General features: G+C 68.6%; 22 protein-coding genes and 1 pseudogene. 13 read left to right on the forward strand and 10 right to left on the reverse strand.

Annotation, left to right across the window (positions count from 1 at the left end; genetic code table 11):
- Window positions 1–22: 22 nt before the first annotated feature.
- Window positions 23–1840 (reverse strand): annotated as a pseudogene (locus tag RR1_RS05955) (alkyl/aryl-sulfatase).
- 206 nt (window positions 1841–2046) lie between these two features.
- Here RR1_RS05955 and RR1_RS05960 point away from each other — a divergent pair.
- From RR1_RS05960 to RR1_RS05975, 4 genes are all read left to right on the forward strand, one after another.
- On the forward strand, window positions 2047–3318 hold the full coding sequence (locus RR1_RS05960) for an ABC transporter substrate-binding protein (RefSeq protein WP_010837795.1): 1272 nt from the start codon (window positions 2047–2049) through the stop codon (window positions 3316–3318).
- A gap of 55 nt (window positions 3319–3373) precedes the next feature.
- Window positions 3374–4351: a carbohydrate ABC transporter permease gene (locus tag RR1_RS05965; protein WP_010837794.1), complete on the forward strand. Its 978-nt coding sequence runs from the start codon at window positions 3374–3376 to the stop codon at window positions 4349–4351.
- A 65-nt stretch (window positions 4352–4416) separates the two neighbouring features.
- Entirely contained in the window at window positions 4417–5262 is an 846-nt protein-coding gene (locus tag RR1_RS05970) for a carbohydrate ABC transporter permease (protein WP_040772806.1), read from the forward strand.
- A complete protein-coding gene (locus RR1_RS05975; protein WP_010837792.1) occupies window positions 5262–5459 on the forward strand; it encodes a hypothetical protein in 198 nt (65 codons plus the stop codon). Before RR1_RS05970 ends, RR1_RS05975 begins: the two co-directional genes overlap by 1 nt.
- 3 nt (window positions 5460–5462) lie before the next feature.
- On the opposite strand, the gene RR1_RS05980 is transcribed toward RR1_RS05975, so the two are convergent.
- Window positions 5463–5996 (reverse strand): hypothetical protein, encoded by a 534-nt coding sequence (locus RR1_RS05980; RefSeq protein WP_040772768.1) that lies wholly within the window; start codon window positions 5994–5996, stop codon window positions 5463–5465.
- A gap of 211 nt (window positions 5997–6207) precedes the next feature.
- On the opposite strand from RR1_RS05980, the gene RR1_RS05985 reads away from it, so the two are divergent.
- Window positions 6208–8508, forward strand: coding sequence for a transglycosylase domain-containing protein (locus RR1_RS05985; protein WP_071990723.1), 2301 nt, complete (start codon window positions 6208–6210; stop codon window positions 8506–8508).
- On the opposite strand, the gene RR1_RS05990 is transcribed toward RR1_RS05985, so the two are convergent.
- From RR1_RS05990 to RR1_RS22820, 5 genes are all read right to left on the reverse strand, one after another.
- Window positions 8489–10192 (reverse strand): ABC-F family ATP-binding cassette domain-containing protein, encoded by a 1704-nt coding sequence (locus tag RR1_RS05990; RefSeq protein ID WP_143153727.1) that lies wholly within the window; start codon window positions 10190–10192, stop codon window positions 8489–8491. The two genes, RR1_RS05985 and RR1_RS05990, sit on opposite strands and share 20 nt — an antisense overlap.
- A 267-nt stretch (window positions 10193–10459) precedes the next feature.
- Window positions 10460–11554, reverse strand: a complete 1095-nt coding sequence (locus RR1_RS05995) for an inositol-3-phosphate synthase (protein ID WP_010837788.1) — start codon at window positions 11552–11554, stop codon at window positions 10460–10462.
- Window positions 11547–12104 carry a PadR family transcriptional regulator gene (locus RR1_RS06000; RefSeq protein ID WP_040772766.1) on the reverse strand — a complete coding sequence of 186 codons (558 nt, stop codon included), beginning with the start codon at window positions 12102–12104 and terminating at the stop codon, window positions 11547–11549. Before RR1_RS06000 ends, RR1_RS05995 begins: the two co-directional genes overlap by 8 nt.
- Before the next feature lie 130 nt (window positions 12105–12234).
- Window positions 12235–12717 (reverse strand): acyl-CoA thioesterase, encoded by a 483-nt coding sequence (locus RR1_RS06005; RefSeq protein ID WP_010837785.1) that lies wholly within the window; start codon window positions 12715–12717, stop codon window positions 12235–12237.
- A 43-nt stretch (window positions 12718–12760) separates the two neighbouring features.
- Complete coding sequence (locus RR1_RS22820; protein ID WP_143153728.1) at window positions 12761–12991, reverse strand: hypothetical protein; 231 nt, start codon at window positions 12989–12991, stop codon at window positions 12761–12763.
- 65 nt (window positions 12992–13056) lie between these two features.
- Between RR1_RS22820 and RR1_RS06015 the strand changes: the two genes are divergently transcribed.
- The 3 genes from RR1_RS06015 (at window position 13057) to RR1_RS06025 (ending at window position 17939) form a co-directional block, all read left to right on the forward strand.
- Entirely contained in the window at window positions 13057–13476 is a 420-nt protein-coding gene (locus RR1_RS06015; protein WP_010837783.1) for a DUF5318 family protein, read from the forward strand.
- A gap of 574 nt (window positions 13477–14050) precedes the next feature.
- A complete protein-coding gene (locus RR1_RS06020) occupies window positions 14051–16276 on the forward strand; it encodes a transglycosylase domain-containing protein (protein WP_010837754.1) in 2226 nt (741 codons plus the stop codon).
- A 172-nt stretch (window positions 16277–16448) separates the two neighbouring features.
- Window positions 16449–17939, forward strand: a complete 1491-nt coding sequence (locus RR1_RS06025) for a glycosyltransferase family 87 protein (RefSeq protein WP_083581010.1) — start codon at window positions 16449–16451, stop codon at window positions 17937–17939.
- On the opposite strand, the gene RR1_RS21860 is transcribed toward RR1_RS06025, so the two are convergent.
- Entirely contained in the window at window positions 17926–18522 is a 597-nt protein-coding gene (locus tag RR1_RS21860) for a GNAT family N-acetyltransferase (protein ID WP_010837756.1), read from the reverse strand. The two genes, RR1_RS06025 and RR1_RS21860, sit on opposite strands and share 14 nt — an antisense overlap.
- On the reverse strand, window positions 18519–19877 hold the full coding sequence (locus tag RR1_RS21865; protein WP_040772735.1) for a glycosyltransferase family protein: 1359 nt from the start codon (window positions 19875–19877) through the stop codon (window positions 18519–18521). Before RR1_RS21865 ends, RR1_RS21860 begins: the two co-directional genes overlap by 4 nt.
- 171 nt (window positions 19878–20048) lie before the next feature.
- Here RR1_RS21865 and rpsF point away from each other — a divergent pair, with 171 nt between their 5' ends.
- The 5 genes from rpsF (at window position 20049) to dnaB (ending at window position 24904) form a co-directional block, all read left to right on the forward strand.
- Window positions 20049–20336 carry a 30S ribosomal protein S6 gene (gene rpsF / locus RR1_RS06040; protein WP_010837758.1) on the forward strand — a complete coding sequence of 96 codons (288 nt, stop codon included), beginning with the start codon at window positions 20049–20051 and terminating at the stop codon, window positions 20334–20336.
- Between the two features lie 116 nt (window positions 20337–20452).
- Entirely contained in the window at window positions 20453–20980 is a 528-nt protein-coding gene (locus RR1_RS06045; protein WP_010837759.1) for a single-stranded DNA-binding protein, read from the forward strand.
- Between the two features lie 41 nt (window positions 20981–21021).
- Window positions 21022–21264 carry a 30S ribosomal protein S18 gene (gene rpsR, locus RR1_RS06050; RefSeq protein WP_010837760.1) on the forward strand — a complete coding sequence of 81 codons (243 nt, stop codon included), beginning with the start codon at window positions 21022–21024 and terminating at the stop codon, window positions 21262–21264.
- A gap of 17 nt (window positions 21265–21281) precedes the next feature.
- Entirely contained in the window at window positions 21282–21734 is a 453-nt protein-coding gene (gene rplI / locus RR1_RS06055) for a 50S ribosomal protein L9 (RefSeq protein ID WP_010837761.1), read from the forward strand.
- Between the two features lie 536 nt (window positions 21735–22270).
- Window positions 22271–24904: a replicative DNA helicase gene (dnaB, locus tag RR1_RS06060; protein ID WP_040772750.1), complete on the forward strand. Its 2634-nt coding sequence runs from the start codon at window positions 22271–22273 to the stop codon at window positions 24902–24904.
- An 85-nt stretch (window positions 24905–24989) separates the two neighbouring features.
- On the opposite strand, the gene RR1_RS06065 is transcribed toward dnaB, so the two are convergent.
- Window positions 24990–25307, reverse strand: coding sequence for a YciI family protein (locus RR1_RS06065; protein ID WP_010837763.1), 318 nt, complete (start codon window positions 25305–25307; stop codon window positions 24990–24992).
- Between the last annotated feature and the right edge of the window lies 1 nt (window position 25308).

Raw genomic sequence — 25308 nt, forward strand, 5'->3', positions numbered from 1 at the left:
TCGCCGGGCCCCGGCAGGAGCATCACGGTGTGACGATGGCGAACCGGGGATCGGGAGTGACGAGCAGCGCGAGCAGCCTGCCGAAGACGTCCTCGTCGCCCGCGACGGTGATGTCGCCGAGTCCCTGGCCCGAGAGGGCGCCGAGCAGTTGCCGTTTCGACAGCGTGAGCGTCGCGTCGGAGGTTCCCGTGATCGGGGCCTCGGGCCGGTCGGTGCGGTGCGTGAGTGCCCCGTTCGACAGCGTCAGCCGGACCCGCGAGTCGTCGTCGGTGACGTTCCAGTCCATCGTGAAGTCCGACTCGGCGGCCTTCGGGCCGTCCACCTGCACGGCCAGCGAGTCGATGATCATGTCGACGGTGAGGGCCGTGACGATTCCGGAGCCCGCCGTGTCGATGTCGGTCGGTGTGGGCCCGCCGCGCAGTTCCTGGGCACCGACGAGGAAGAAGTTGCGTCACGGGCCGTTCTCGGCGCCGTGCCCGAGCCGGGTGTAGACCTCCGCGAGCGCCGACTTCGCCTCGGTGTGGGCAGGATCGGCGAAGACGGCGTGATCGAGCAGTGTCGCAGCGAAGCGCAGATCCCCCGCCGCCGCGTACTCGCGTGCCTTCGCGACGAGCGCGTCGACACCGCCGTAGTCGGCGGCGTACCGCTTCGCCCGCTCGACGGGCGGATGCTCCCACAGGTGCGCGGGATTGCCGTCGAACCAGCCCATGTACCGCTGGTAGACCGCCTTGACGTTGTGGCTCAGCGAGCCGTAGTAGCCGCGATTCGCCCAGACGTCGTCGAGGCTCGGGTGCAGTGTCAGCCGCTCCGCGATCTCCGGTCCCGTCCACCCTTCGTTGATCATCCGCAGCGTCTGATCGTGAAGGTACGCGTACATGTCTCGCTGACTCGTGAGCCAGCCCGTCCACTCGTCGCGGCCCCACGTCGGCCAGTGATGCGACGCGAACGCGACGTCGGCGTCACCCGCGAACATCGCGACCGCCTCGTCGAGATAGCGTGCCCACACCCGGGTGTCGCGTACGAGCGCGCCCCGCAGCGTGAGGACGTTGTGCATGTTGTGAGTCGCGTTCTCCGCCATGCAGAGTGCGCGCCGATCCGGGAACAGGAAGTTCATCTCGGCGGGTGCCTCGGTGCCCGGCGTGAGCTGGAAGACGATGCGGACGCCGTCGATCACCTCCTCCTGCCCCGTGTGCGTGACGTCGAGCGTCGGCGGCACGAGCGAGACGGTGCCGACCGACGTCGTCATGCCGAGCCCGCAGCCGATCTGCCCCGCCGGACCCTTCTCGAGCCCCGCGCCGTACATGAAGATCGAGCGTCGCGTCATCGCGTTGCCCGCGTAGACGTTCTCGCTCACGGCATGTTCGAGGAAGCCCACCGGCGCCACGATGGGGACGCCGTCCCCCTCGGGCAGGACGCCGCGCGCACCACCGAAATGGTCGACGTGCGAGTGCGTGTAGATCAGCCCGGTGACCGGCCGCTCGCCGCGGTGGCGCCGGTAGAGCGCGAGAGCCGCCGCGGCGGTCTCGGTCGAGATGAGCGGATCGATCACGATCACGCCCTCGGTGCCCTCGACGAGGGGCATGTTGGACAGGTCGAGGCCCCGCACCTGAAAGATTCCGTCGGTGACCTCGAACAACCCCTGCTCCGAGCACAGCTGCCCCTGCCGCCACAGGCTCGGATTCGCGGTGGGCGGGCACTGCCCGGCCATGAAGCCGTAGGCGTCGGCATCCCACACGGTGCGTCCGCCGGCACCCGTCACGACGGGCGGATCGAGCGCGGCGACGAAACCGCGTTTCGCGTCGTCGAAGTCGGTCGTGTCGTCGAAATCGAGTTGCGTCATGATGCTCCTCGTCGGTTGTGTCGGCTCCAGGAGCCATCCTCGCCGGGGAGCGATCGGTACGTGCGGCGAATCGCGCGGAACGGCACCGCACGCCGCCACCGGGCGGCCCCAAAATCGCATGTGTCGTGCGCCACAGTATGCTCCTGTCGACACGACGGGGGTGAGTTCTCGAGTTCGGAGAGCCCACCAGTGCATACGGAGGGTTCATGGTGCAGATTTCCACATTCGCGCGGCGTGCCGCGGTCGTCGCGACGGCGGCGTCGATGGTCACGCTCGCTGCGTGCTCGAACGGCGGTGACTCCGGCGACGCGGCCGGCGAGAACGTCGACGGACGCGGCCCCATCACGTTCGCGATGGGCAAGAACGACACCGACAAGCTCCTGCCCGTCATCGAGGCGTGGAACGCGGAGCATCCGGACGAGCAGGTCGAGCTCTCGGAGCTGCCCGGTGAGGCGGACGACCAGCGCGAGCGCCTCGTGCAGTCGCTGCAGGCCGGCAACACCGACTACGACGTCATGGCGCTCGACGTCACGTGGACGGCGGAGTTCGCGGCGAACGGCTGGCTCCAGCCGCTCGACGGCGACCTCGCGATCGACACCTCCGGGCTGCTCCCGGCGACCGTCGAGAGCGCGACCTACCGCGACGTCCTCTACGCGGGCCCGCAGAACACCAACGCCCAGTTGCTGTACTACCGCACGGATCTGCTGCCCGAGGCGCCCGCCGACTGGGCCGCACTCACCGGCGCGTGCCAGACGGCGACCGAACGGAACGTCGACTGCCTCGCGACGCAGCTCAAGCAGTACGAGGGCCTGACGGTCGCGACGACGCAGTTCGTCAACTCGTGGGGCGGCGAGGTCGTCGGCTCCGACGGCTCGACCCCGGAGATCGACTCCGACCAGGCGAAGGCCGGACTGCAGGCGCTCGTCGACGCGTACGAGGGCGGCCAGATCCCGGCCCGCGCGACCGGATTCACCGAAGAGGAGACGAACTTCGCGTTCGTCGGCGGTGAGACGCTGTTCGCCTACAACTGGCCCTACATGTACTCGAACGCAGAGGACGAGGGCTCGGAGGTCGCGGGCAATGTCGCCGTCGCACCGATCGTCGGACCGAACGGACCGGGCGCGTCGACGCTCGGCGGCTACAACAACGGCATCAACGTGAACTCCGAGTTCAAGGCGACCGCACGCGACTTCATCGAGTTCGTCCAGAACCCGGAGAACCAGGCGTCGTTCGCGGAGGCGTCGTTCCCGCCCGTCCTCGCCTCGGTCTACGACGATCCCGCACTCGTCGAGGCCCAGCCCTACCTGCCGGCACTGAAGACGGCGCTCGAGAACGCCGTTCCGCGGCCGGTGACGCCGTACTACGCTGCCGTGAGCAAGGCGATCCAGGACAACGCCTATGCTGCGATCACCGGTGGCAAGTCCGTCGATCAGGCGGTCGCCGACATGTCGGCTGCGATCACGTCGGCCGCCGGCTGAATTTCGCAGTCCGCATGACGGTCTCGTGACCACGAGGCGCAGTAGGGGGTAGTCGATGGAGGATCGGGCCGGCTCCGGCCGTTCCCGGGTGCTCGCGGTGAAAAGCAACCGCAGGGCCTTCTGGCTCGTGGCACCCACGATGGCGATTCTCGCCGTCGTCATCGGCTACCCCGTCCTGCGGGCCGTCTATCTGTCGTTCCAGGCGGAACGCGGGATCAACGAGGACACGGGGCGTTTCGAGGCCGGGGGCTTCGCGGGCTTCGATCACTACCTCATGTGGCTCACGCAGCGATGCGGCGACGTCACGTGCCCGCCCGGCACGCTGGGCGCCGACTTCTGGCCCGCGGTCGGCACGACGTTCTTCTTCGCGGTCGTCACCGTCTCCATCGAGGCGTGCCTCGGGCTGTGGATGGCGATCGTCATGAGCCGCAGCTTCTTCGGCCGCTCGATGCTCCGGGCGAGTGTGCTCATCCCGTGGGCGATCCCCACCGCGGTGACGGCGAAACTGTGGTTCTTCATCTTCTCCGAGAACGGCATCGCCAACAAGATGCTCGGCACCGACATCGCGTGGACGACGGACCCGTGGGCGTCGCGATTCGCAGTGATCATCGCGGACGTGTGGAAGACGGCGCCGTTCATGGCGCTGCTCATCCTCGCGGGCCTGCAGATGATCCCGAAGGACACCTACGAGGCCGCGCGCGTCGACGGCGCGTCCGCGTGGCAGCGATTCACCCAGATCACGCTGCCGCTCGTGAAACCCGCACTCATGGTGGCGATTCTGTTCCGGACGCTCGACGTCCTCCGGATGTACGACCTCCCCGCGATCCTCAGCGGCACCAGCGGCTCGACGCCCACGACGACCGTCTCGATCCTCGTCGTCGCCGACATGCGGGCCGGCAACTTCAACAGCGCGTCCGCCCTCTCGACGCTCGTGTTCCTCATGATCTTCGCCGTCGCGTTCGTGATGGTGAAGTTCCTGGGCGCCAACGCCGTCCGGACCCAGGAGAACCAGCGGAAGGGAGCGAGCCTGTGACCGTCACCGGCCGTCACCGCGCGCCCGAGGCGCCCGGCGCCGACGAGCAGAGCCCGCGCCGTCCGTTGCGCGCACCGCGTCCGCGACTCGGCCCCACCGTTCGCACGTACATCGGTGTCGTCGTGATCCTCGTGTGGGGGCTCGCGCCGTTCTACTGGATGGTCGTCACGGCGTTCCGCGACATCGCCCACACCTTCGACACGACTCCGTGGCCGACGCACGTCACGCTCGACAACTTCCGTGAGGCGCTCGCGACCGACAAGGGCAACGACTTCCTCGGCGCCATCGTCAACAGCCTCGTGATCGGCGCCGTCACGACGTTCGTGGCGCTGCTGCTGGGCATCTTCACGTCGTATGCGCTCGCGCGCATCGACTTCCGCGGCAAGTACGTCGTGACGGGTGTCGTCCTCGCCGCGTCGATGTTCCCGGGCGTCGCGCTCGTGACGCCGCTGTTCCAGCTGTTCGGCGACCTGAACTGGATCGGGCAGTACCAGGCCCTGATCATCCCGAACATCTCGTTCGTGCTGCCGCTGACGATCTACACGCTGACGGCGTTCATGGCCGATCTGCCGTGGGAACTCGAGGAGGCGGCACGTGTCGACGGCGCGACCCGCGCGCAGGCGTTCCGGCTCGTGATCCTGCCGCTCGCGGCGCCCGCCCTGTTCACGACGGCGATCCTCGCGTTCATCGCGACGTGGAACGAGTTCATGCTGGCGAGTCAGCTGTCGAACCGCGCGACCGAGCCCGTCACCGTCGCGATCGCGCGGTTCACGGGCGTCGACGCGTACTCGCAGCCCTACACCGCGATCATGGCGGCGGGCACGATCGTCACGATCCCGCTCGTCATCATGGTGCTCGTGTTCCAGCGCCGGATCGTCTCGGGTCTCACGGCCGGCGGAGTCAAGAGCTGATGCCCGAGCCGGGACAGCAGCGCGTCCGCCACCACCTCGAACTGCTCATCGGGCTGTTCGGCTTCTTCTCGGTGATCGCGTTCGTCGCCGCCGTCGCGGAACTGCTGCGCGACGATCCGGGCGTCGGGCCCGCGCTCGTCCTCGCGGCGTTCCTGCTGGCGACGGCACTCGCGGTGCGGGCCCGCGCCCGACGCTGATCGTCAGCCGCGTCCCGGCACGATCTCGACGGTGCCGGTGCACACGGCGTTCTGCGGATTGAACCACCACCATCCCGCACCGGTCTGCACCGTGACGGTGACGTCTACGCTGCCTGTCCCGGTCCACGCGCGGTTCACGGGAATGCCCGGCTTCTGCTTCCACGCCTCCTCGTCGCTGAAACTCTGGCCCGACGCGCCCGTCGTGGTGTTGTGCCAGTCGACGATCACGCGCGTGCCGTACCAGTCCGGCCCGAGGTGCGGGAACAGCCCGGCGGGCGGGTTGGGCAGCGTGTTGTCGCCGCTGAGCAGCAGCGACGGTTCGAGCCCGTCGCCGCCCGGAGGCAGCGACTCGCCGGACGAGGCCGTCACGGTCCAGGTGAACTGCGGCGCCCAGAACAGTGGGTTCGCGCTGCCGCACGTCATGGTGGTGGACGTCGGCTGGGCGTGGGCGGTGCCGGCGCCGACGAGGGCGGCGGTACCCATCGCGGCTGCGGCGAGGGTGGCGACGAGGCCACGCCGGATCGCTGCGGTGCTCATGGTGGCTCCTGTCGATTGCGGTGTCACGTTCTGTATCGGCCGGTGTGCCACGAGTGTCACACGTCACCGTTGCGTGTCACCGCACGCGAAAGTTGTACTGCCGTACCGCTCTTCCGGTCCTGTGACCTTTGGGTCACGGGGCGGGCAATTCCCCCTGCCGGGGGTGGGGTCGGTGTCATGATCGTCGGCGAGCCGACCGGACGGGCATCCGATGCCCGAGTGGGGAGCGACCTTCTTGACAGAGCCCGACCGACGCCGTGCCCGCGGGAGCGCATCCTCCGCACCGCGTACGGCACGCCGAGGATGGCGGCGCACCCGACGCATCGTCGCGGTGGCCGTCGTCGTCTTCCTGGTGGCACCGATCATGCTGTTCCTCCTCGCATACGTCCGCACGAGTGTTCCGGGGCCGACCGAGCTGAAGACGAATCAGGTCGCCTCGGTGCTGGCGAACGACGGCAGCGAGATCACGCGGATCGTGCCACCCGAGGGGAACCGCATCGAGGTACCGCTCAGCGACATTCCGGACTACGTGCGCGACGCCGTGCTCTCCGCCGAGGACCGCGACTTCTACGACAATCCCGGCTTCTCGGTGTCGGGATTCGCCCGCGCGGCCCGTGACAACGCCCTGGGACGCGACAGCGCGGGCGGCGGCTCCACGATCACGCAGCAGTACGTCAAGAACGTGCTGGTCGGGACCGAACGCAATGTCTGGCGCAAGACGCGCGAGCTGGTGGCGTCGGCCAAGATGGCGCGGCAGTGGAGCAAGAGCGAGATCCTCGACGCGTATCTCAACACGATCTACTTCGGCCGCGGCGCGTACGGGATCGAGGCGGCGTCGCGAACCTTCTTCGGCAAGCACGTCGGCGAGCTCAGCGTCAGCGAGGCGGCAATGCTCGCCGGGATGATCCAGAGCCCCACGACGCTCGACCCGGCCACCGCGGGCGACCGCCTGCAGGAGCGCTGGAACTACGTGCTCGACGGCATGGCGACGATGGGCGTTCTCTCGCCGGCGGAGCGCACCCAGGTGGAGTTCCCGGCGCCGCTGCCCGACGACCCGCCCGACACCGCACCGCCGGGGCCGGAAGGGCTCGTTCAGCGTCAGGTCGTCGGCGAGATGCGTGCCGCCGGGATCGATCAGCAGCAGATCGACACGGGTGGTCTGCAGATCACGACGACGATCGATCCCCGCGCGCAGCAGGCGGCCGTCGACGCCGCACGCAGCACCCTCGAGGGCCGGCCCGACGACCTGCGCACGGCGTCGGTCAGCATCGATCCGCGGACGGGTGCGGTCCGCGCCTACTACGGCGGCGACGACGGTTCGGGCTTCGATTTCGCGCAGGCGCCGTTGCAGAACGGGTCGTCGTTCAAGCCGTTCGCACTGGCCGCGGGCCTCGAACAGGGAATCGGGCTCGGTGCGACGTTCTCGAGCGATCCGATCACCGTCGCCGGCCTCACCGTCACCAACGTCGAAGGCGAATCGTGCGGGGTGTGCTCGATCGCCGAGGCGACGAAGCGCTCGCTCAACACGAGCTACTACCGGCTCATGATGACGATGGCCGACGGGCCGCAGGCGATCGCCGACGAAGCCCATCGCGCGGGCATCCCCGAGGAGATCCCGGGACTCGACGGCCGCTCGCTCAGCCACGAGGGCGGCGAACCCGAAGGAGGAATCGTGCTCGGGCAGTACCAGACCCGGCCGCTCGACATGGCCTCCGCATACGCGACGTTCGCGGCGTCGGGGACCTACCACTCGCCGTACTTCGTCCAGAAGGTCACGACGGCGGACGGCGAGGTACTCCTCGATCGCGGCGACCCCGAGGGCGAGCAGCGGATCGACCCCGCGATCGCCGACAGCGTCACGCAGGCGCTGCGTCCGGTCGCGGGGTATTCGCGCGGCCACGATCTCGCCGCCGGCAGGCCGTCGGCCGCGAAGACGGGGACCGCGCAGCTCGGGGAGACCGGGCAGAACAAGGACGCGTGGATGGTCGGATACACGCCGTCGCTGTCGACGGCGGTATGGGTCGGCACGCCCGAGGGCGGCCCGATCACCGCCGACGGTGGGCCGATCTACGGTTCCGGTCTTCCGTCGGACATCTGGAAGCGGACGATGGACGGCGCGCTCGGTGATTCGCCGAGCGAGAGTTTCCCGACGCCCGGACCGCTTCCGCCGCCGAAGTCGCGGGGCGACGCCCCGGTCCCCTCGCCCGAAACGGTGGTGACGCAGGAACGGACGTCCGCTCGCGCGCCCGCCCCGGCGCCGGAACCCGAGCCCGTGCAACAGGCTCCGGTACAGCAGCAGGCGCCCGTCCAACAGCAGGCGCCGGTGCAGCAGGCGCCCGTCCAGCAGCAGCCGCCGGTGCAGCAGGCACCCGTCCAGCAGGCGCCGCCGCCCGTGCAGCAGGCCCCGCCCCCGGCGCCGGCCCCTGTCGAGATCCCGCCTCCCGCACCGGCACCGCCGCCCGCGCGTCAGGTCGAGATCCTGCCCGGAGTCGTCATCCCACTCCCCGGGTGAGGGCGGAGACGAGCGCGACGTGCTTACCGCGCAGCCGCGCTCGCATCCGGCGATCGTGCGTCACGATCACGACGGCGCCGGGGAACACGTCGAGCGCCGCCTCGAGGTCCTCGATCACGGCGGGCGACAGGTGATTCGTCGGCTCGTCGAACAGGAGCAGATCGGCACCGGACGTCACCACGACAGCGAGGTCGAGGCGGCGGCGCTGACCGTACGACAGGGACGTCTCCGGTCGGTCCAGGCCCCGGTCCTCGAACAGCCCGAGCGCCAGCAGGGTCGGCCGCGCATCGTCGAGATGGAGTTCCGCGCGCGCCGCGAACGCCTCCGCGAGCGTCCGGCCCGAGGCGGACGGCAGGACGTGCTGACGCAGGTAGGCGACTCGTCCCCGTACGTGAACGTCGCCGGCGTCCGGCTCCACCTCGCCCGCGAGCACGTCGAGCAGGGTCGTCTTGCCCGCCCCGTTGCGCCCCGTCACGACGACGCGGCCGTCGCGCGGAACGTCGAACGCATCGAGTGTGAGCCGTCCGCCGACGCGGAGCCCACACACCCGCACCGCACCGTCACCGCTGGTCGAGGGCAGGTCACGGCCGTCGAACGACGGCGTGAACCGTAGCGGATCGGGCGGCGGTGCAACGGGATCCGAGGTCAGCCGCTCGAGGCGTTCCTTGGCGTTCGCGATCCTGCTCCGAGCGCCGTGATCCCGCCCGCGGGCACGGAAGGCGCCGTGCCCGAACCCGGACTTCGGAGCCTTGCGCGGAATCGCGTCGAGCCGTGCGGCGTTCGACTCCACCAGGGTCGCACTCCGTTCGAGTTCTGCTCGCCAGTCCTCGTACTGCTGGAGCCGCCGTCGACGCTCGGTCGCTTTCGCGGCGAGGTAGCCGTCGTATCCGTCGCCGTAGCGGCGGACCGAGCCTTCGGCGACCTCGAGCACGACCGAGGTGAGTCGCGCCAGGAACTCGCGGTCGTGCGTCACGGCGAGGACGGTTCCCGTGTGACCCGCGAGCCGCCGCTCGAGCCAGTGCACCGCATCGTCGTCGAGATCGTTGGTGGGCTCGTCGAGGAGAAGGAGCTCCGCGTGGGAGGCCAGCGCGGCGGCGAGCGCGACTCGCGCTCGCTCACCACCGGAGAGCGTCGCGAACCCGCTCGACAGGTCGAGGCCGGGAAGGCCCAGTGCAGCAAGTCCTTCGGCGACACGACGATCGGCGGTGTATCCGTCGCGAGCGTCGAGTTCGTCCGTCGCGGCGCGATACTCGCACAGCAGCAGGTCGAGATCGGTCGGCGCGCTGGCCGCGATCTGCTCCTCGAGTGACCGCAGTCGCCGTTCGAGGGCGCGAAGATCGGCCAGCACATGATCGATCGCATCCTGCACGGTCGATCCGGGCGGTAGCTCCAGTGATTGAGCGGCGTGGGCGATTCCACCGGGAGCGACGACGCGGACATCGCCGCTGCCGGGACGGATCGCACCGGCGATCAGGCCCAGCAGAGTGGATTTGCCGGCGCCGTTCTCACCGATGACGCCCACCGTCTCGCCGGGGGTGACGGAGAAGGACACGTCCCGCAGGACGACGCGGTCGGGGTAGCGCAGGGTGACGCCGTCGAGAACGAGTTGCGACGGCGACGCAGTGCGTGCAGAGACAGTGGGCGCAGAAACAGTGGTTGCAGAAACAGAGGGTGCAGGATGCATCGCGTACTCCGGAGCACAGGCGGCCGAGATCGATTCGGCCGAGATCGGGAAGGGGTCGCCCACGCACATCCCCGGAGGATGTGCGCGCTCAGGACCCGCCGCAGCCTGCGGCGTCCCGATCTAGCTGTTCAAAGTGCCCATGTGCAGCAACGTAACACCGCTGCTCCCCGGTGTCACCCGATTTTCCCGCCCCGAGACGCGCAATGCGCCCGGCGAGTCGTGAGACTCACCGGGCGCATTGTGGAAAACACTTCACCCGAAGGTGACTCACTCGCCGGAGATGAACACCTCGAGCTCGGCGCGTGCCTTGTCGTCCGCCATCTGGACCGGCGGGGACTTCATGAGGTACGACGACGCGGGCAGGATCGGTCCGCCGATGCCGCGGTCCTTCGCGATCTTCGCGGCGCGGATCGCGTCGATGATGATGCCCGCCGAGTTCGGCGAGTCCCACACCTCGAGCTTGTACTCCAGGTTGAGCGGGGCGTCACCGAAGGCGCGGCCCTCGAGGCGCACGTACGCCCACTTGCGGTCGTCGAGCCACTCGACGTAGTCCGACGGGCCGATGTGGACGTTGCGGTCGTGGATCTTGCCCGCGAGCGAACCGGTGAGGTTCGACGTCACGGCCTGCGTCTTGGAGACCTTCTTCGACTCGAGGCGCTCGCGCTCGAGCATGTTCTTGAAGTCCATGTTGCCGCCGACGTTCAGCTGGTACGTGCGGTCGAGCACGACACCGCGATCCTCGAACAGCTTCGCCATGACGCGGTGCGTGATGGTCGCGCCGACCTGCGACTTGATGTCGTCGCCGACGATCGGGACACCGGCATCCTCGAACTTCTTCGCCCACTCGGGATCCGAGGCGATGAAGACGGGCAGGGCGTTGACGAACGCGACACCCGCGTCGATCGCGCACTGCGCGTAGAACTTGTCGGCCTCTTCGGATCCGACGGGCAGGTACGACACGAGGACGTCGACCTCGGCGTCCTTCAGTGCCTTCACGACGTCGACCGGCTCGGCGTCGGAGACCTCGATGGTCTGCGAGTAGTACTTGCCGATGCCGTCGAGCGTCGGGCCACGCTGGACGACGACGTCGCTCGGCGGGACGTCGGCGATCTTGATGGTGTTGTTCTCGCTCGCGTTGATGGCCTCGGCGAGGTCGAACCCGACCTTCTTCGCGTCGACGTCGAACGCGGCGACGAACTGGACGTCGCGGACGTGGTAGCGACCGAACTTGACGTGCATGAGGCCGGGGACGATGGCGTTCTCGTCCGCATCCTTGTAGTACTGCACGCCCTGGACCAGGGACGAGGCACAGTTCCCCACGCCCACAATGGCTACGCGCACCGCGGTGCTGTTCTCACCCATGGTCGGGTTCTCCTTCTTTCTTGGGTGCTGGTGTCGACTGCTCGGCGGCGATGAGTTCGTTGAGCCAGCGCACTTCGCGCTCGCTCGACTCGAGGCCGAGCTGATGGAGCTGACGCGTGTAGCGATCGAGGGAACCGCTCGCCCGTGAGACCGCGTCGCGGAGCCCCTCACGGCGCTCCTCGACCTGCCGGCGACGGCCTTCGAGGATGCGCATCCGCGCCTCGGCCGGCGTGCGGCTGAAGAACGCGAGGTGCACACCGAATCCGTCGTCGGTGTAGTTCTGCGGTCCCGTGTCGGCGACGAGCTCGGAAAAACGCTTCTCGCCGAGTGCGGTGAGCTGGTAGACGCGGCGTGCTCGGCGCTTCGTCGCGCCGGACGCGTCCGCGTCCTCCTCGATCAGTCCGTCCGCTTGCATGCGTCGCAGCGTCGGGTACAGCGACCCGTAGGAGAACGCACGGAACGCTCCCAACAGGCCGGTCAATCGCTTGCGCAGCTCGTAGCCGTGCATGGGCGACTGGAGGAGGAGCCCGAGAATGGCCAGTTCGAGCATCCGTCACCTCCTGAACACCCAGATCGAACCGATCGTGAATCGTCGATGCGAACGCACAATGTATCGCACCGATATATACGAACATAGACTACACCGATAGGTGTGACAAACAGTCCGGGGTATCGGGGTGTCAGCCTGCGGTGGTGCGCAACGCCGGCGGAGGGCCTGCGTATGCGGCCAGCAGCTGCCGTGTCGCGTCGTCGATCGGCCACGGCTGCCCCGTCGCCCGCGTCGCGAGGACGACCGTCGAGTCGAAGATCGCGGCCGGTTCGTCCGAGCTGCGGCCGTACGCGTGTGCGGCCACCGAGAAGCTCGTCCGGCCGATCCGCGGCACCCACAGGTCGAGCCGCACGGGCTCCTCGTCGGGGAAGATCTCGCGGCGGTACTCGACGACGTTGCGCGCGACGAGCGTCGTCACGACGTCGAGAACGGGACGCAGCACGCCGCCTCGGCCGGGGCGTCCGGCGAGGAACGCCGTGCGCGCCTCGTCGAGATAGCGGAGGAACGACACGTTGTTGACGTGCCCGGACGGGCTGCGATCGGAGAGCCGGATGCGGAACTCCTCCGTGTAGCGGGAGCGCACCGTCTCGGGGTCGGGGGTGGGAGCGTTCACGTCGTCACTCTGTCACTGCCACCCGCGGTCGTTGCTGCCGCGGTCATTGCTGGTCGGCAGGGTCGTCGGCCGCCTCGCCGTGGGTCACGATCCGGGAGAGCTCGCGCAGTGTCGATGCCGCGGCGATACGGTCGCGCCGCTCCGCGTACTCCGCTTCACCCAGTTCGTCGCGGATCTCGTCGAGCCTGGCGTGCGCTGCGGCGCGATCGCCGGGCCGTGCCGTCATCGGCGCGCGAGCGGCCCGCCGGGCGAACGGGCGGAAGCGAGGTGACACGAAAAACGATCGTAGTCGGGTGCGCCCCGGGGCCGGAATGTCGCCGACTTCCGTACTCTGGTCACGTGCGTTCAGAGCGGCAGATCGTGGACTATGCGCTTCAGCGGCGATCGCTGCTGGCCGCAGTCCGTGCGGGCCGCGTCCGGGTCGCGCAGGTGTGCGACGCCGACCCCTATCTGTTGCGCGCCGCGAAGTTCCACGGCCGCGCCACCGACGTCGCGTGCCCGGTGTGTCGTAAAGAACAGCTGACCCACGTCTCCTGGGTTTTCGGAGAGAAGTTGGGTAGCGTCTCTGGCTCGGCTCGCACGCCCGACGAGATCACTCGCATGTCCGGAACCGAAGAAGAGTTCACGGTGCACGTCGTCGAGGTGTGCCGGACGTGCCGCTGGAACCATCTGGTGCAGTCGTACGCCCTCGGCAGGCCGCCGCAACCCAAGCGCACGCGCGGTTCGAGGCCACCGGACCGGCGCACCGCGATCGAATAGCACCCCGGAGCCGACGCAACCGGCGCCGGGACAACTGCGTTCACCCAGGTAACGATTCGGCCACATCAGGCGAAAACGGCACACGAGACGATCAGGCAGGACTGCGCAACAGCCCGACTGGACTGGAGACAGGTACGTGAGTTCCCCGCACAACCCATACGGAGATGCCCCCCGCGGGCGTGACGGTGCGCCGCGGCCGATGCCGCCGCGCCAGGGCGCGCCCGGACCGCAGCGGCCCATGCCGCCTCGGCAGGGCGGGTATCCGGGAGGACCACGCCCCCAGGGGCCGGCAGGGCCGCCGCCGGGACGACAGGGCCCCCCGCCCGGTCGCCCGATCCCGCGCGACGCGCAGGGCCGCCCGCTCCCGCCGCGACCGAACGGGCCCGGCCCGCAAGGTCCGCAGGGCCCGCCGCCGCAGGGCAGGCCCGCGCCTGCCGGACGGCGTCCCGAGGCCGCGGCCGGTGGCGGCGGTCGTCCGCCGGGAGGACGTCCCCCCGGCCCGCCGCCGACCGGCGGCTCCGGCGGTGGTGGCAACGGAACGGGAGGTGGACGGCCTCCCTCGGGGCCGGGCGACATGGCTGGAAAGAAACCTGCGAAGAAGAAATCGCGCTGGCGTACCGTCCGCCGCGCCGGGTACGTCGTCGTCGCACTCGCGCTCGTCGTCCCCATTCTCGGATTCATGGCCGCGTACGTCGTGCAGGACGTCCCGCGTCCCGGCGACCTCGAGACGAACCAGGTCGCGACGATCTACGCCGCCGACGGCACGTCCGAGATCGCGCGCGTCGTCCCGCCCGAGGGCAACCGGCAGGAAGTCGACATCAGCCAGATCCCCGAGCACGTGCGCAACGCCGTGCTCGCCGCCGAGGACCGCGAGTTCTACTCCAATCCCGGCTTCTCCGTGACGGGCTTCGCACGCGCCGCACGCGACAACGTGCTGGGCCGCGAGAGCGCGGGCGGTGGCTCGACGATCACGCAGCAGTACGTGAAGAACACGCTCGTCGGCGACGAGCGGAGCATGACCCGCAAGCTCAAGGAGCTCGTCATCTCGTCGAAGATGGCGCGCGAGTGGAGCAAGGACGACATCCTCGCGGCGTACCTGAACACGATCTACTTCGGTCGCGGTGCGTACGGCATCTCGGCGGCTGCGAACGCGTACTTCGACAAGCCGGTCGAAGAGCTCACAGTCGAGGAGGGTGCGGTTCTCGCCGCGTCCATCCAGCTGCCGTCGGTCCTCGACCCCGAGGTCAACCCCGATCGCGCGCAGCAGCGCTGGAACTACGTGCTCGACGGCATGGTCGCGTCGGGTTGGGTCGACGAAGCGACCCGCGCGACGATGCAGTACCCGCCGTACCGCGCGCTCGCCGATCTCGACGCCGCGTCGCAGCAGAGCACGGGTCCCGAGGGGCACGTGAAGAATCAGGTGCTCGGCGAGCTGTCGGCCGCCGGCATCAGCGAGAACCAGCTCAACACCGAGGGCCTGCAGATCACGACGACGATCGACCCGAAGGCACAGCAGGCCGCGGTCGACGGCGCACGGAACAACCTCGACGGCGAGCCGGACAACCTCCGCACCGCGGTCGTCTCGGTCGATCCACGCACCGGTGGCGTCGTCGCGTACTACGGCGGCGAGGACGGCAACGGCTACGACTTCGCGAACGCGGGTCTGCAGACCGGCTCGTCGTTCAAGGTCTTCGGGCTCGCCGCGGGTCTCGACCAGGGCATCCCGCTGTCGGCGATGTACGACTCGAGCCCGCTCACCGTCAACGGCATCTCGATCGGCAACGTCGAGGGCGAGAGCTGCGGCACGTGCACGATCGCCGAGGCTCTCAAGCGCTCGCTCAACACGAGCTTCTACCGGCTGCAGGCGGATCTCGACGGCGGCCCGCAGGCCGTCGCCGACATGGCGCACCTCGCAGGCATTCCGGAGGAGATCCCCGGCGTCGGACCGTCGCTCACCGAGCCGAACGGTGCGGGCCCGAACAACGGCGTGATCCTCGGCCAGTACCAGTCGCGCCCGCTCGACATGGCGTCCGCGTACGCGACGCTCGCCGCGTCGGGCACCTACCGCGCGCCGCACTTCATCGAGAAGGTCGTGACGGCGGACGGCAACGTCCTGCTCGACCGCTCGCAGGAGCAGGAGCAGATCCAGGGCGAGCAGCGGATCGACGAAGCGGTCGCGGACAACACGACCGCCGCGATGGCGCCGATCGCCGCGTACTCGCGGGGCCACGCCCTCGCGGGCGGGCGTCCGTCGGCCTCGAAGACCGGCACCGCACAGCTCGGCGACACGGGCATGAACAAGGACGCGTGGATGGTCGGCTACACCCCGTCGATGTCGACGGCCGTGTGGGTCGGCACTCCCGACGGTGAACCGCTCGTCAACTCGTACGGCGGCAGCATCTACGGATCGGGGCTGCCGTCCGACATCTGGAAGTCGGCGATGGACGCGTCGCTCCGCGGCACCGACGTCGAGAGCTTCCCGAGGCCGGGGTCGATCGGCGGTCAGGCGGGTGTGCCGCAGTACACCGGCCCTGCGCCGTCGACGACGACCGAGGCGCCGCGCAGCACCCTGCAGCTACCCACCGAGATTCCCGATCTCGAGATCACGCAGCGGCCCGTCGAGATCCTGCCCGGCGTGACCATCCCGATCCCGGGTCTGCAGCAGCGGCCGGAGCCCGAGCAGCCGCCGCAGACGCAGCAACCGCCCGGTGCGGGTGCCGACCCGGGTGGTCAGGGAGGCCAGAACGGGGGCGAGAACGGGGCACCCCAGGACGGCGACCTCGTGATGCCGGGAGGCTGACCCCGACCGGTAGCCTCTGGTGAATGGAGCCGAAGCTGTGACGGCGGATTCCGCCGGTCCCGACGACACGGGCGACGCTTCGGATCCGCACCGGCGGACTCTCGTCTCCCCCGGCCCGGTGGCGCCCGATCGTTCGAGCGTCGACCGAGACCTCCCGAGCCGGACCGACCCGATGGTCCGCGAACTGTCGCGGACCATCGGGGGCCCGATCGGTGCGCACGCCGTCGTCGGACGCGCGCGATTCTTCACTCCGGTGCGCGCCATGCTGCTCATGGCGGTCGTGTTTCTCGCGCTCGGCTGGTTCGCGAAAGCGCCGTGCCTGCAGCAGGGTCCGGTGGGCGAGGACGGCGGCATCGGACTCGACTGGAGCGGGCAGCGGCAGTACGTCGCGATGTGTTATTCGGACACGGTCCCGCTGTACGGCGCCGAACGGCTCGATCGCGGCGAGTTCCCGTACAAGGCGTCCTGGGAAGAGGAGCGCGCCGACGGCTCGACGCAGGTCCGGTACATGGAGTATCCGGTCCTCTCCGGGATTTACCAGTACGTCTCGATGGTGATCGCGAAGGCGTGGCACGGCGTTCCGTGGCTGCCGTCGGCCCTGCAGGTCGTCGTGTACTTCAACGTCGTCGCGCTGGGACTGGCGGTCGCGTGGCTCGTGACGGTGTGGGCGAGTGCGTCGCTCGCCGGCCGCCGCCGGGTGTGGGATGCCGCGCTCGTGGCGTGCTCGCCGCTCGTGGCGGTCCACGCGTTCACCAATTTCGACGCGCTCGCGACGGCGTTCGCCGCGACGGGGCTCCTCGCGTGGGCGCGCCGCCGGCCCGTCCTGGCAGGGGTGCTGCTCGGGCTCGGCGGGGCGGCGAAGCTCTATCCGCTCATGCTGCTGGGGCCGTTGCTCGTGTTGTGTCTGCGCAGTGCGCGGATGCGCGAGTTCGGGCGAACCACTGCCGCTGCCGCCGCGACGTGGGTCGCGGTGAATCTGCCGATCGCCGTGCTGTTTCCGAACGGCTGGGCCGAGTTCTTCCGGCTCAACTCCGAGCGGCCCGCCGATCCGGACTCGATCTACAACGTCGTCATGTCGTTCACGGGATGGACGGGCTTCGACGGCCCGCTGGCCCCCGGGGAGACGCCGAGCACCCTCAACGCCGTCTCGCTCGCGGCGTTCGTCGCGGTGTGCGTCGGTATCGCGTGGCTCGCGCTCCGTGCGCCGGTGCGACCCCGCGTCGCCCAGCTGTGCTTCCTGCTCGTCGCCGGATTCCTGCTCACCAACAAGGTCTGGAGTCCGCAGTACTCGCTGTGGCTCGTCCCGCTCGCCGTGCTCGCGCTGCCCCATCGCCGGATCCTGCTGGCGTGGATGGCGCTCGACGCGTTCGTGTGGGTGCCGCGGATGTTCTACTACCTCGGCGTGTCGAACAAGGGACTGCCCGAGCAGTGGTTCACGGGCACCGTCCTGCTGCGCGATCTCGCGGTGATCGCACTGTGCGTCCTCGTCGTTCGGCAGATCCTGCGGCCGGGTGAGGATCTCGTGCGGGCGCGCGGCGTCGACGACCCGGTCGGCGGGCCGCTCGACGGCGCACCCGACGCACCGCCGCGGTGGCTGCCACGGTTCCTGACGCCCCGCGGGAGGCCGCGCGAACGCGAACCGGAACCGGCTACGAGCGGCTGAGCGTGTTCTCGACGCGGGCGGCGAGCGCGCGGCGCACGGTAGGCCAGTCGTCGTCCGTCATCGAGTAGAGCGCCGTCGTGCGCCACGAGCCGTCGCGGCGCCTGCGGTGCTTCGGCAGCAGGCCGTCGAGCCGGGCACCGAGCTTCTCGACGGCACGCCGCGAATGCGTGTTCCGTTCGTCCACATGCCATTCGACGCGGACGCAGCCGAGGACGTCGAACGCGTGCGTGAGCAGCAACTGCTTCGAGTCGGGATTGATCGCGGTCCCCTGCACCGACCGCGAGAGCCATGTGTAGCCGATCGCGAGCGAGCGGTGTCGGGGATCGATCGCGTACAGCGACGTCGTACCGACGACGGTGCCGCTCGCGCCGTCGATCACCACGAACGGCACGCGCAGCGGATCGCGGAGCGACTCGTCGACGAGGGCCGCGGCGTCGTCGCGGGTCGTGAGCTGCGACGACGACCACGTGAACAGCGAGGCATCGTCGGCGGCGGCGAGCAGCGCGTCGACGTGGGAGCTCGACAGCGGTTCGAGGCGGACGGCGGCGCCGCGCAGTACCGGCCGGCCGAACCAGTCCGTCACGACGGCCGCCGGCCCGCGACCGCGGCATGGCGGGTCGGCGGCCCGGAATCCGCGTCGTCGCGACTGCCCCGCAGCGGTGCGCGCGCGAACACCACGAACAGCACGACGAGCAGCACCGCCCGGCCCCAGACGCCGACGTCGACGACGAACTGCCAGGTCGCGGCGTCGTCGCCCTCGGACAGTGCGCCGAAGTACGAGAAGACGCCGATCCCCATCGCGAGATCCGCGACGAGATAGGCGGCCACCAGGCCCCACGGGACGCGCAGCAGCACGAAGAACGGCAGCAGCCACAGCGTGTACTGCGGTGAATGCACCTTGTGCAGCAACAGGAATCCGCACAGCATCATCGCGCTCACGGCGATCCACGGATAGTGACCGCCCGAGTGCTCCATCCGCCGCCACCCCAGGTGCACGGCGAGCGCGAACGCCGCGAGCACGAGCAACGGCGACAGGATTCCCACGACGGTGTGATAGGCGTCCGGGGCCGTCTCGTCGATCGAGACCCCGAACATGGGCCGCAGTCCCCAGAACCAGATCGAGTTGGTCGTGATGTCGGCGGTGCGGTTCTCCTGGAACGCGAACGACGCCCGCCACCCCTCGTACCCGGCGATCGCGAACGGCAGGTTGATCGCCACGACGGTGACGACTGCGGCGCCGATCGTCGCGAGCGCGCCGCGCACGTCGTACCCGCGACCGCGACTGCGTCCGTAGGTGAGGACGTAGACGGCGAGCGGCAGCACGAACAGGCCCGGATAGATCTTGAGACAGAACCCGATCGCGAGGAGCACCGCCGCGAGGACTGCACGAACGCGGATCGGGATGCGGTCGGTCGCCATCACGAAGACCGCGGCGACGGCCGTCGCGACGACGGGCAGCTCCCAGTTGTGGAAGGCGTACAGCACGAGTGGCGGCGTCAGCGACCACAGCAGCGCCCACTTGCCGGCGAGCCGGCCGAGCATCCATGCGGTGAGCAGCCCGAACGGGGCGAGCAGCAGCGCGGAATGCGCGAGGAACTCGGCGTCGGTGTGCGCACCGAGCGCGCCGAGCCACATGAGCAGGCCGCTGAGGACGGGATACTCGACGGTGCCGCCGAACAGCATGCCGTCGGCGTCGATGCCGCCCGACACGTACGGGAACACGTGCCGATCGATGTCGCGCCCGATCCACAGCAGCTGGATGTCGGAGTAGCAGACGCGCGTGTCCTTGATCGAGTCGAAGATCAGGCTGCGGCCCCACTCGTCGAACGGTGGGCCGGCGCAGCGCGCCTTGTTGAGGTAGCCGAGAACGAGCCACAGCCCGCACGTCCCGACGACGAGCGCCGTCGTCAGGGCGCTCGATCGACGGGTCGCGGGCATGTGCCCCAGCCTAGTTCGCGCGTTGTTCGCTGCGGACCGCTGGCGGTCGTATCCACCGATTTCGCTGGTCACGGGGCACCCGTGTACCCTTGAACGGTTGCCGACGCAGGCGACCCTCCTGCCACGGACCGTCCGTGGCCGTCACTAGTCCACAGGAGGTGAAGAGGTCTCATGCGTCATTACGAACTCATGGTCATCCTGGACCCCAGCCTGGATGAGCGCACTGTTGCTCCTTCCCTGGATACGTTCCTCAACGTCGTTCGCCAGGACGGCGGCAAGGTCTCCAACGTCGATGTCTGGGGCAAGCGCCGTCTCGCCTACGAGATCGCGAAGCACTCCGAGGGCATCTACGCCGTCGTCGACATCGACGCCGAGCCCGCGACCGTCAACGAGCTGGATCGTCAGCTCGGTCTGAACGAGTCGGTGCTTCGCACCAAGGTGCTGCGCCACGACAAGTGATTCGTGAGCACTCGGGCGTGTGAGCCTGTGGACAACTCGGTCGCGTCGCGGCCTCGTGTCCCCCGGACCCTCTACGCTCGGTGCCAATCGAACTCCACTACTGCAGGAGGAATCACATGGCTCAAGGCGATACCGTCATCACCGTCGTGGGCAACCTGACGGCTGATCCGGAACTCCGCTTCACTCCCGCTGGTGCGGCGGTCGCCAACTTCACGGTGGCGTCCACCCCGCGCATCTTCGATCGTCAGACGAACGAGTGGAAGGACGGCGAAGCGCTGTTCCTCCGCTGCAACATCTGGCGCGAAGCGGCGGAGAACGTCGCCGAGAGCTTGAATCGCGGCTCGCGCGTCATCGTGCAGGGACGACTCAAGCAGCGCTCGTTCGAAACCCGTGAGGGTGAGAAGCGCACTGTCGTCGAGCTCGAAGTCGACGAGATCGGCCCCTCGCTGAAGTTCGCCACGGCCAAGGTCACTCGGGCCGGCCGCGGCGGAGGCGGCGGCGGAGGCGGATTCGGTGGTTCCTCCGGCGGGTCAGGCGGAGGCTCACAGCAGTCCGGTGGCTACGGCGGAGACGACCCGTGGGGCAACGCCCCGCAGGCGTCGGGCTCCTTCGGTGGCTCCGGCGGCGACGAGCCCCCGTTCTGATCCGTACCACGATCGGAACATCCAGAAAGAAGCAATACGACATGGCCAAGCCGCAGGCACGCGACAAGGTGATGAAGAAGAAGCCGTGCATCTTCTGCAAGGAGAAGGGCACGAGCATCGATTACAAGGACACGGCGCTGCTGCGCAAGTACGTCAGCGATCGCGGCAAGATCCGCGCGCGTCGTGTCACCGGCAACTGCGTCCAGCATCAGCGGGACGTCGCCGTGGCCGTCAAGAACTCTCGTGAGGTGGCTCTGCTGCCTTACGCCGCATCGGCTCGCTGAGGGAAAGGAACAAGGACATGAAGCTCATCCTCACCGCCGACGTCGAGAACCTCGGCGCCCCCGGCGATGTCGTCGAGGTCAAGGACGGCTACGGCCGCAACTTCCTGCTGCCGCGTGATCTGGCCATCCCGGCCACGCGTGGTGCGCTCAAGCAGGTCGAGGGCATCAAGCGCGCCCAGCAGGCGCGTGCGATCCGTGGTCTCGATCATGCGAACGAGGTCAAGCAGGCGATCGAGGGTCTCGACAACGTGACCGTCGCTCGCAAGACGTCGGACGCCGGAAAGCTGTTCGGCTCGATCACCGCCGCCGATGTCGCCGACGCCGTCAAGGCTGCCGGTGGACCGGTGCTCGACAAGCGCAACATCGTGCTTCCGAAGTCGCACATCAAGGCGCTCGGCAAGTACGAGCTGTCGGTGGAGCTGCACGACGACGTCGTCGCCAAGCTGGCGCTGACCGTCGCTGCCGCCTGACACGCGATCAGCCGCCTCGGCCCCCGCACCACGGTGCGGGGGCCGAGGTGTTTCCGGGGGCTGCGTGACCTTCTCTACTGCATCGGCGAGGTGCCGTGAGGGGCTTTCGCGGAGACGTCATCGATGTCACTGAGAGTTAACGACGGCCACCCTCGAAGGTGACCAGTACCACAGCTTGATTTGCCCACGGTTCGCCGAACACGCCCGAGTGTGGAAAACCGTGCGACACGCCGAGTTCGCGGAATCCCCAGTTCGTGAATCGTGCGCATGGCTCTCGAGCTGGGATTTCTGCGGTGTGATCTCGGTTGTTCCCCAGGTTGTCCACAAGGGGTGCACATGCCGCTCCTGCACTTTCCACAATCGCTCCACAGGGCGGTGCACAGTGCGATTTGAGCGAACCCCAGCTAATCCATACCGTGATCCGAGCGTGGTAGCGGAGCCGAGTGTGTCGGTGTCGGCGCGTACAACGGTGGGGCATCACATCCGTGTAGTTAAAGTGGTGGAGAGCGGGCCGAGTACCCGTGATGGAGGGCGACATGGCGGTAGTGGACGACAGAGGACACTCCGACTACTCCGACTCCGACGTCGGGGAGGAGTTCGGGCGGCAGCCACCCCACGACATGGCCGCGGAGCAGTCCGTGCTCGGCGGCATGCTGCTGTCGAAGGACGCCGTCGCCGACGTCCTCGAGGTGCTACGCCCGGGCGACTTCTACCGCCCCGCGCACCAGAGCATCTACGACGCGATCCTCGATCTCTACAGCAAGGGTGAGCCCGCGGACCCCGTCACGGTGTCCGCCGAACTCGACCGCAAGGGCGAGCTGCGTCGCGTCGGCGGTGCGCCGTACCTCGTGACCCTCACGCAGACCGTCCCCACGGCGGCGAACGCCGGCTACTACGCCGAGATCGTCGCGGAGAAGTCGATCCTGCGGCGCCTCGTGGACGCGGGCACGCGCATCGTCCAGTACGGCTACACGGGCGCCGACGGCCAGGACGTCGCGGAGGTCGTCGATCGCGCGCAGGCCGAGATCTTCGAGGTCACCGAGCGGCGGACCACCGAGGACTTCGTGCCCCTCGAAGAGCTGCTGCAGCCGACGATGGACGAGATCGACTCGATCGCGTCGCGCGGCGGTATCTCGCTCGGCGTCCCCACCGGCTTCGCCGAACTCGACGAGGTCACCAACGGGCTGCATCCCGGGCAGATGATCATCGTCGCGGCCCGGCCTGGCGTCGGCAAGGCTCTGGCGCTGGACACTCCGCTCGCAACTCCCGAGGGCTGGACGACGATGGGCGACGTTCGGGTGGGCGACCTGCTCATCGGGGCGGACGGCGCACCGACGCGGGTCGTCGCGGCCACGGACGTCATGACGGATCGGCCGTGTTACGAGGTCGAATTCTCGGACGGAACCGTGATCGTCGCCGACGAGCAGCATCAGTGGCTCACGGACACGCGGGCATCTCGGAAGTCCGCCCAGGCGGCTGCTGCCGGATACAACCGCTCCAAGAATCAGCGGACGTTCGCCGAGATCCGGACGACCGGCGAGATCGCAGAGACGCTGCGGTGCCCGACTGCCGATGCGCGGCTCAATCACTCGGTTCGCAACGCGAAGGCGCTGGAGCTGCCCGAGCAGGAACTACTGGTGCCGCCGTACACGCTGGGGGCGTGGCTCGGTGACGGCAGCAGCGCGTGTGCGCAGTTCACCACGGCCGATCCCGAGATCATCATGCATATGGAGGCCGAGGGGATCCATGCGGTTCCGTCGGCCGCCGCGGCGCTTCGATACACGTTGAAGCTTCCCGAGGCGCCGGCAAAGCCCACTCGTGACTGTGTCGTGTGTGGGAAGTCGTTCGTGCCGTTCACCAGCGAGGTCCGCACGTGTGGGCGTTCCTGCGGCGGCAAGGCCCGCTTCCTTTCGGATCCGGTGCCTGCTCCCACGTGCGGTCGCTGTGGTGGACCGTCGATCGGTCTGCGGATGTGCCAGAAGTGCCGGAACGAGGTGGGGACGCTGCAGGCGTGCCTCCGCACCATCGGTGTTCTCGGCGACAAGCACATTCCTGCTCGATACCTGCGTGCCTCGGAGTCGCAGCGGCGTTCACTGCTGGCGGGTCTGCTCGACACCGATGGAACGGTGACCGCCGGTGGTTCGGCGCAGTTCAGTGTCACGAGCGAGCGGTTGGCGAACGACGTCGCCGAACTCGTGGTGAGCCTCGGATATCGCTGCCAGATGTCGCGTAAGCGGGTGCGTGGCCGCAGCGAGGAGTCGTCGACGGCGTACACCCTCACCTTCTCGACCGACGACACGGTCTTCCGGTTGAGCCGAAAGGTTCTCACGCACAAGCAACGTCGTGCCGCTGTCAACACGGCGCGTTCGGACTCACGCTTCGTCGTCGACGTACGCAAGGTCGATTCGATTCCGGTTCGGTGCGTCGAGGTCGACAACGCCGACCACATGTACGTGGCGGGGCGTGCGATGGTGCCGACCCACAACTCCACACTCGGCATGGACTTCCTGCGGTCCTGCTCCATCAAGCACGGAATGTCTTCGGTGATGTTCTCGTTGGAGATGAGCAAGTCCGAGATCGTCATGCGTCTGCTGTCGGCGGAAGCGAAGATCAAGCTCGGCGACATGCGCTCGGGCAAGATGAACGACGACGACTGGACGCGGCTCGCGCGGCGCATGAGCGAGATCAGCGAGGCGCCGCTGTACATCGACGATTCGCCGAACCTCACGATGATGGAGATCCGTGCGAAGGCACGGCGGCTCAAGCAGAAGCACGACATCAAACTCGTCGTCGTCGACTACCTGCAGCTGATGACGTCCGGCAAGAAGGTCGAGTCACGCCAGCAGGAGGTCTCGGAGTTCTCGCGAAGCCTCAAGCTGCTCGCGAAGGAACTCGAGGTTCCCGTCGTCGCGATCTGTCAGCTCAACCGTGGGCCCGAGCAGCGCACCGACAAGAAGCCGATGGTCTCGGACCTTCGTGAGTCCGGTTCGCTCGAGCAGGACGCCGACATGGTCATCCTGCTGCACCGCCCCGACGCGTTCGAGCGTGACGACCCGCGCGCCGGCGAAGCCGACCTCATCCTCGGCAAGCACCGCAACGGCCCGACCGCCACGATCACCGTCGCGCACCAGCTTCACCTGTCCAAGTTCGTCGACATGGCCAGGGGCTGACGGGCCTTCAACTGCCGCCCGGTCTGCACGCCCTACTGTGTCGGCCGTGCAGACCGGTCCGGGTCTCCTCATCGGAGGTGGTCGTTCACGCGGGAGTTGCGGCCCGCCTCTGAGCATCGGCCGCCCAGGGGCCGATCATCGGAATCCATTCGGTGACTTCGTAGGAAGCGACGTAGCCACGGCAGCGGAAGGGGTCGCCCTCGACGACTTCGACGACATCTGCCTTGCATGACGCTCGATAGATCATTGCCGCGCCGGCTTCCTCGTCGGCGGCGAACGGGCCGGATCCGAGAATCATGCCTCGTTCTGCCGCTTCGGAGAGGTAGTCCTTGTGTCGTGCCCTGTGAGCATCGCGGCCTGCGGTGTCGTCGGTGTAGCAGTAGCGGACGAGGAAAAAGGCCATC

This window comes from Rhodococcus rhodnii NBRC 100604 (genome assembly GCF_001894925.1).
In the GTDB taxonomy this organism is placed as follows: domain Bacteria; phylum Actinomycetota; class Actinomycetes; order Mycobacteriales; family Mycobacteriaceae; genus Rhodococcus_F; species Rhodococcus_F rhodnii.

Excerpts from the sequence above, each read along its gene's own strand:
- RR1_RS06025 (WP_083581010.1), top strand. The coding sequence starts at position 16,449 with ATGGTCCGCGAACTGTCGCGGACCATCGGGGGCCCGATCGGTGCGCAC.
- RR1_RS05965 (WP_010837794.1), top strand. The coding sequence starts at position 3,374 with ATGGAGGATCGGGCCGGCTCCGGCCGTTCCCGGGTGCTCGCGGTGAAA.
- RR1_RS05975 (WP_010837792.1), top strand. The coding sequence starts at position 5,262 with ATGCCCGAGCCGGGACAGCAGCGCGTCCGCCACCACCTCGAACTGCTC.
- RR1_RS05985 (WP_071990723.1), top strand. The coding sequence starts at position 6,208 with ATGCCCGAGTGGGGAGCGACCTTCTTGACAGAGCCCGACCGACGCCGT.
- RR1_RS05990 (WP_143153727.1), bottom strand. The coding sequence starts at position 10,192 with ATGCATCCTGCACCCTCTGTTTCTGCAACCACTGTTTCTGCGCCCACT.
- RR1_RS05960 (WP_010837795.1), top strand. The coding sequence starts at position 2,047 with ATGGTGCAGATTTCCACATTCGCGCGGCGTGCCGCGGTCGTCGCGACG.
- dnaB (WP_040772750.1), top strand. The coding sequence starts at position 22,271 with ATGGCGGTAGTGGACGACAGAGGACACTCCGACTACTCCGACTCCGAC.
- RR1_RS05980 (WP_040772768.1), bottom strand. The coding sequence starts at position 5,996 with ATGAGCACCGCAGCGATCCGGCGTGGCCTCGTCGCCACCCTCGCCGCA.
- rpsR (WP_010837760.1), top strand. The coding sequence starts at position 21,022 with ATGGCCAAGCCGCAGGCACGCGACAAGGTGATGAAGAAGAAGCCGTGC.
- RR1_RS05995 (WP_010837788.1), bottom strand. The coding sequence starts at position 11,554 with ATGGGTGAGAACAGCACCGCGGTGCGCGTAGCCATTGTGGGCGTGGGG.
- RR1_RS06020 (WP_010837754.1), top strand. The coding sequence starts at position 14,051 with ATGGCTGGAAAGAAACCTGCGAAGAAGAAATCGCGCTGGCGTACCGTC.
- rplI (WP_010837761.1), top strand. The coding sequence starts at position 21,282 with ATGAAGCTCATCCTCACCGCCGACGTCGAGAACCTCGGCGCCCCCGGC.
- RR1_RS06065 (WP_010837763.1), bottom strand. The coding sequence starts at position 25,307 with ATGGCCTTTTTCCTCGTCCGCTACTGCTACACCGACGACACCGCAGGC.
- rpsF (WP_010837758.1), top strand. The coding sequence starts at position 20,049 with ATGCGTCATTACGAACTCATGGTCATCCTGGACCCCAGCCTGGATGAG.
- RR1_RS06000 (WP_040772766.1), bottom strand. The coding sequence starts at position 12,104 with ATGCTCGAACTGGCCATTCTCGGGCTCCTCCTCCAGTCGCCCATGCAC.
- RR1_RS21865 (WP_040772735.1), bottom strand. The coding sequence starts at position 19,877 with ATGCCCGCGACCCGTCGATCGAGCGCCCTGACGACGGCGCTCGTCGTC.
- RR1_RS06045 (WP_010837759.1), top strand. The coding sequence starts at position 20,453 with ATGGCTCAAGGCGATACCGTCATCACCGTCGTGGGCAACCTGACGGCT.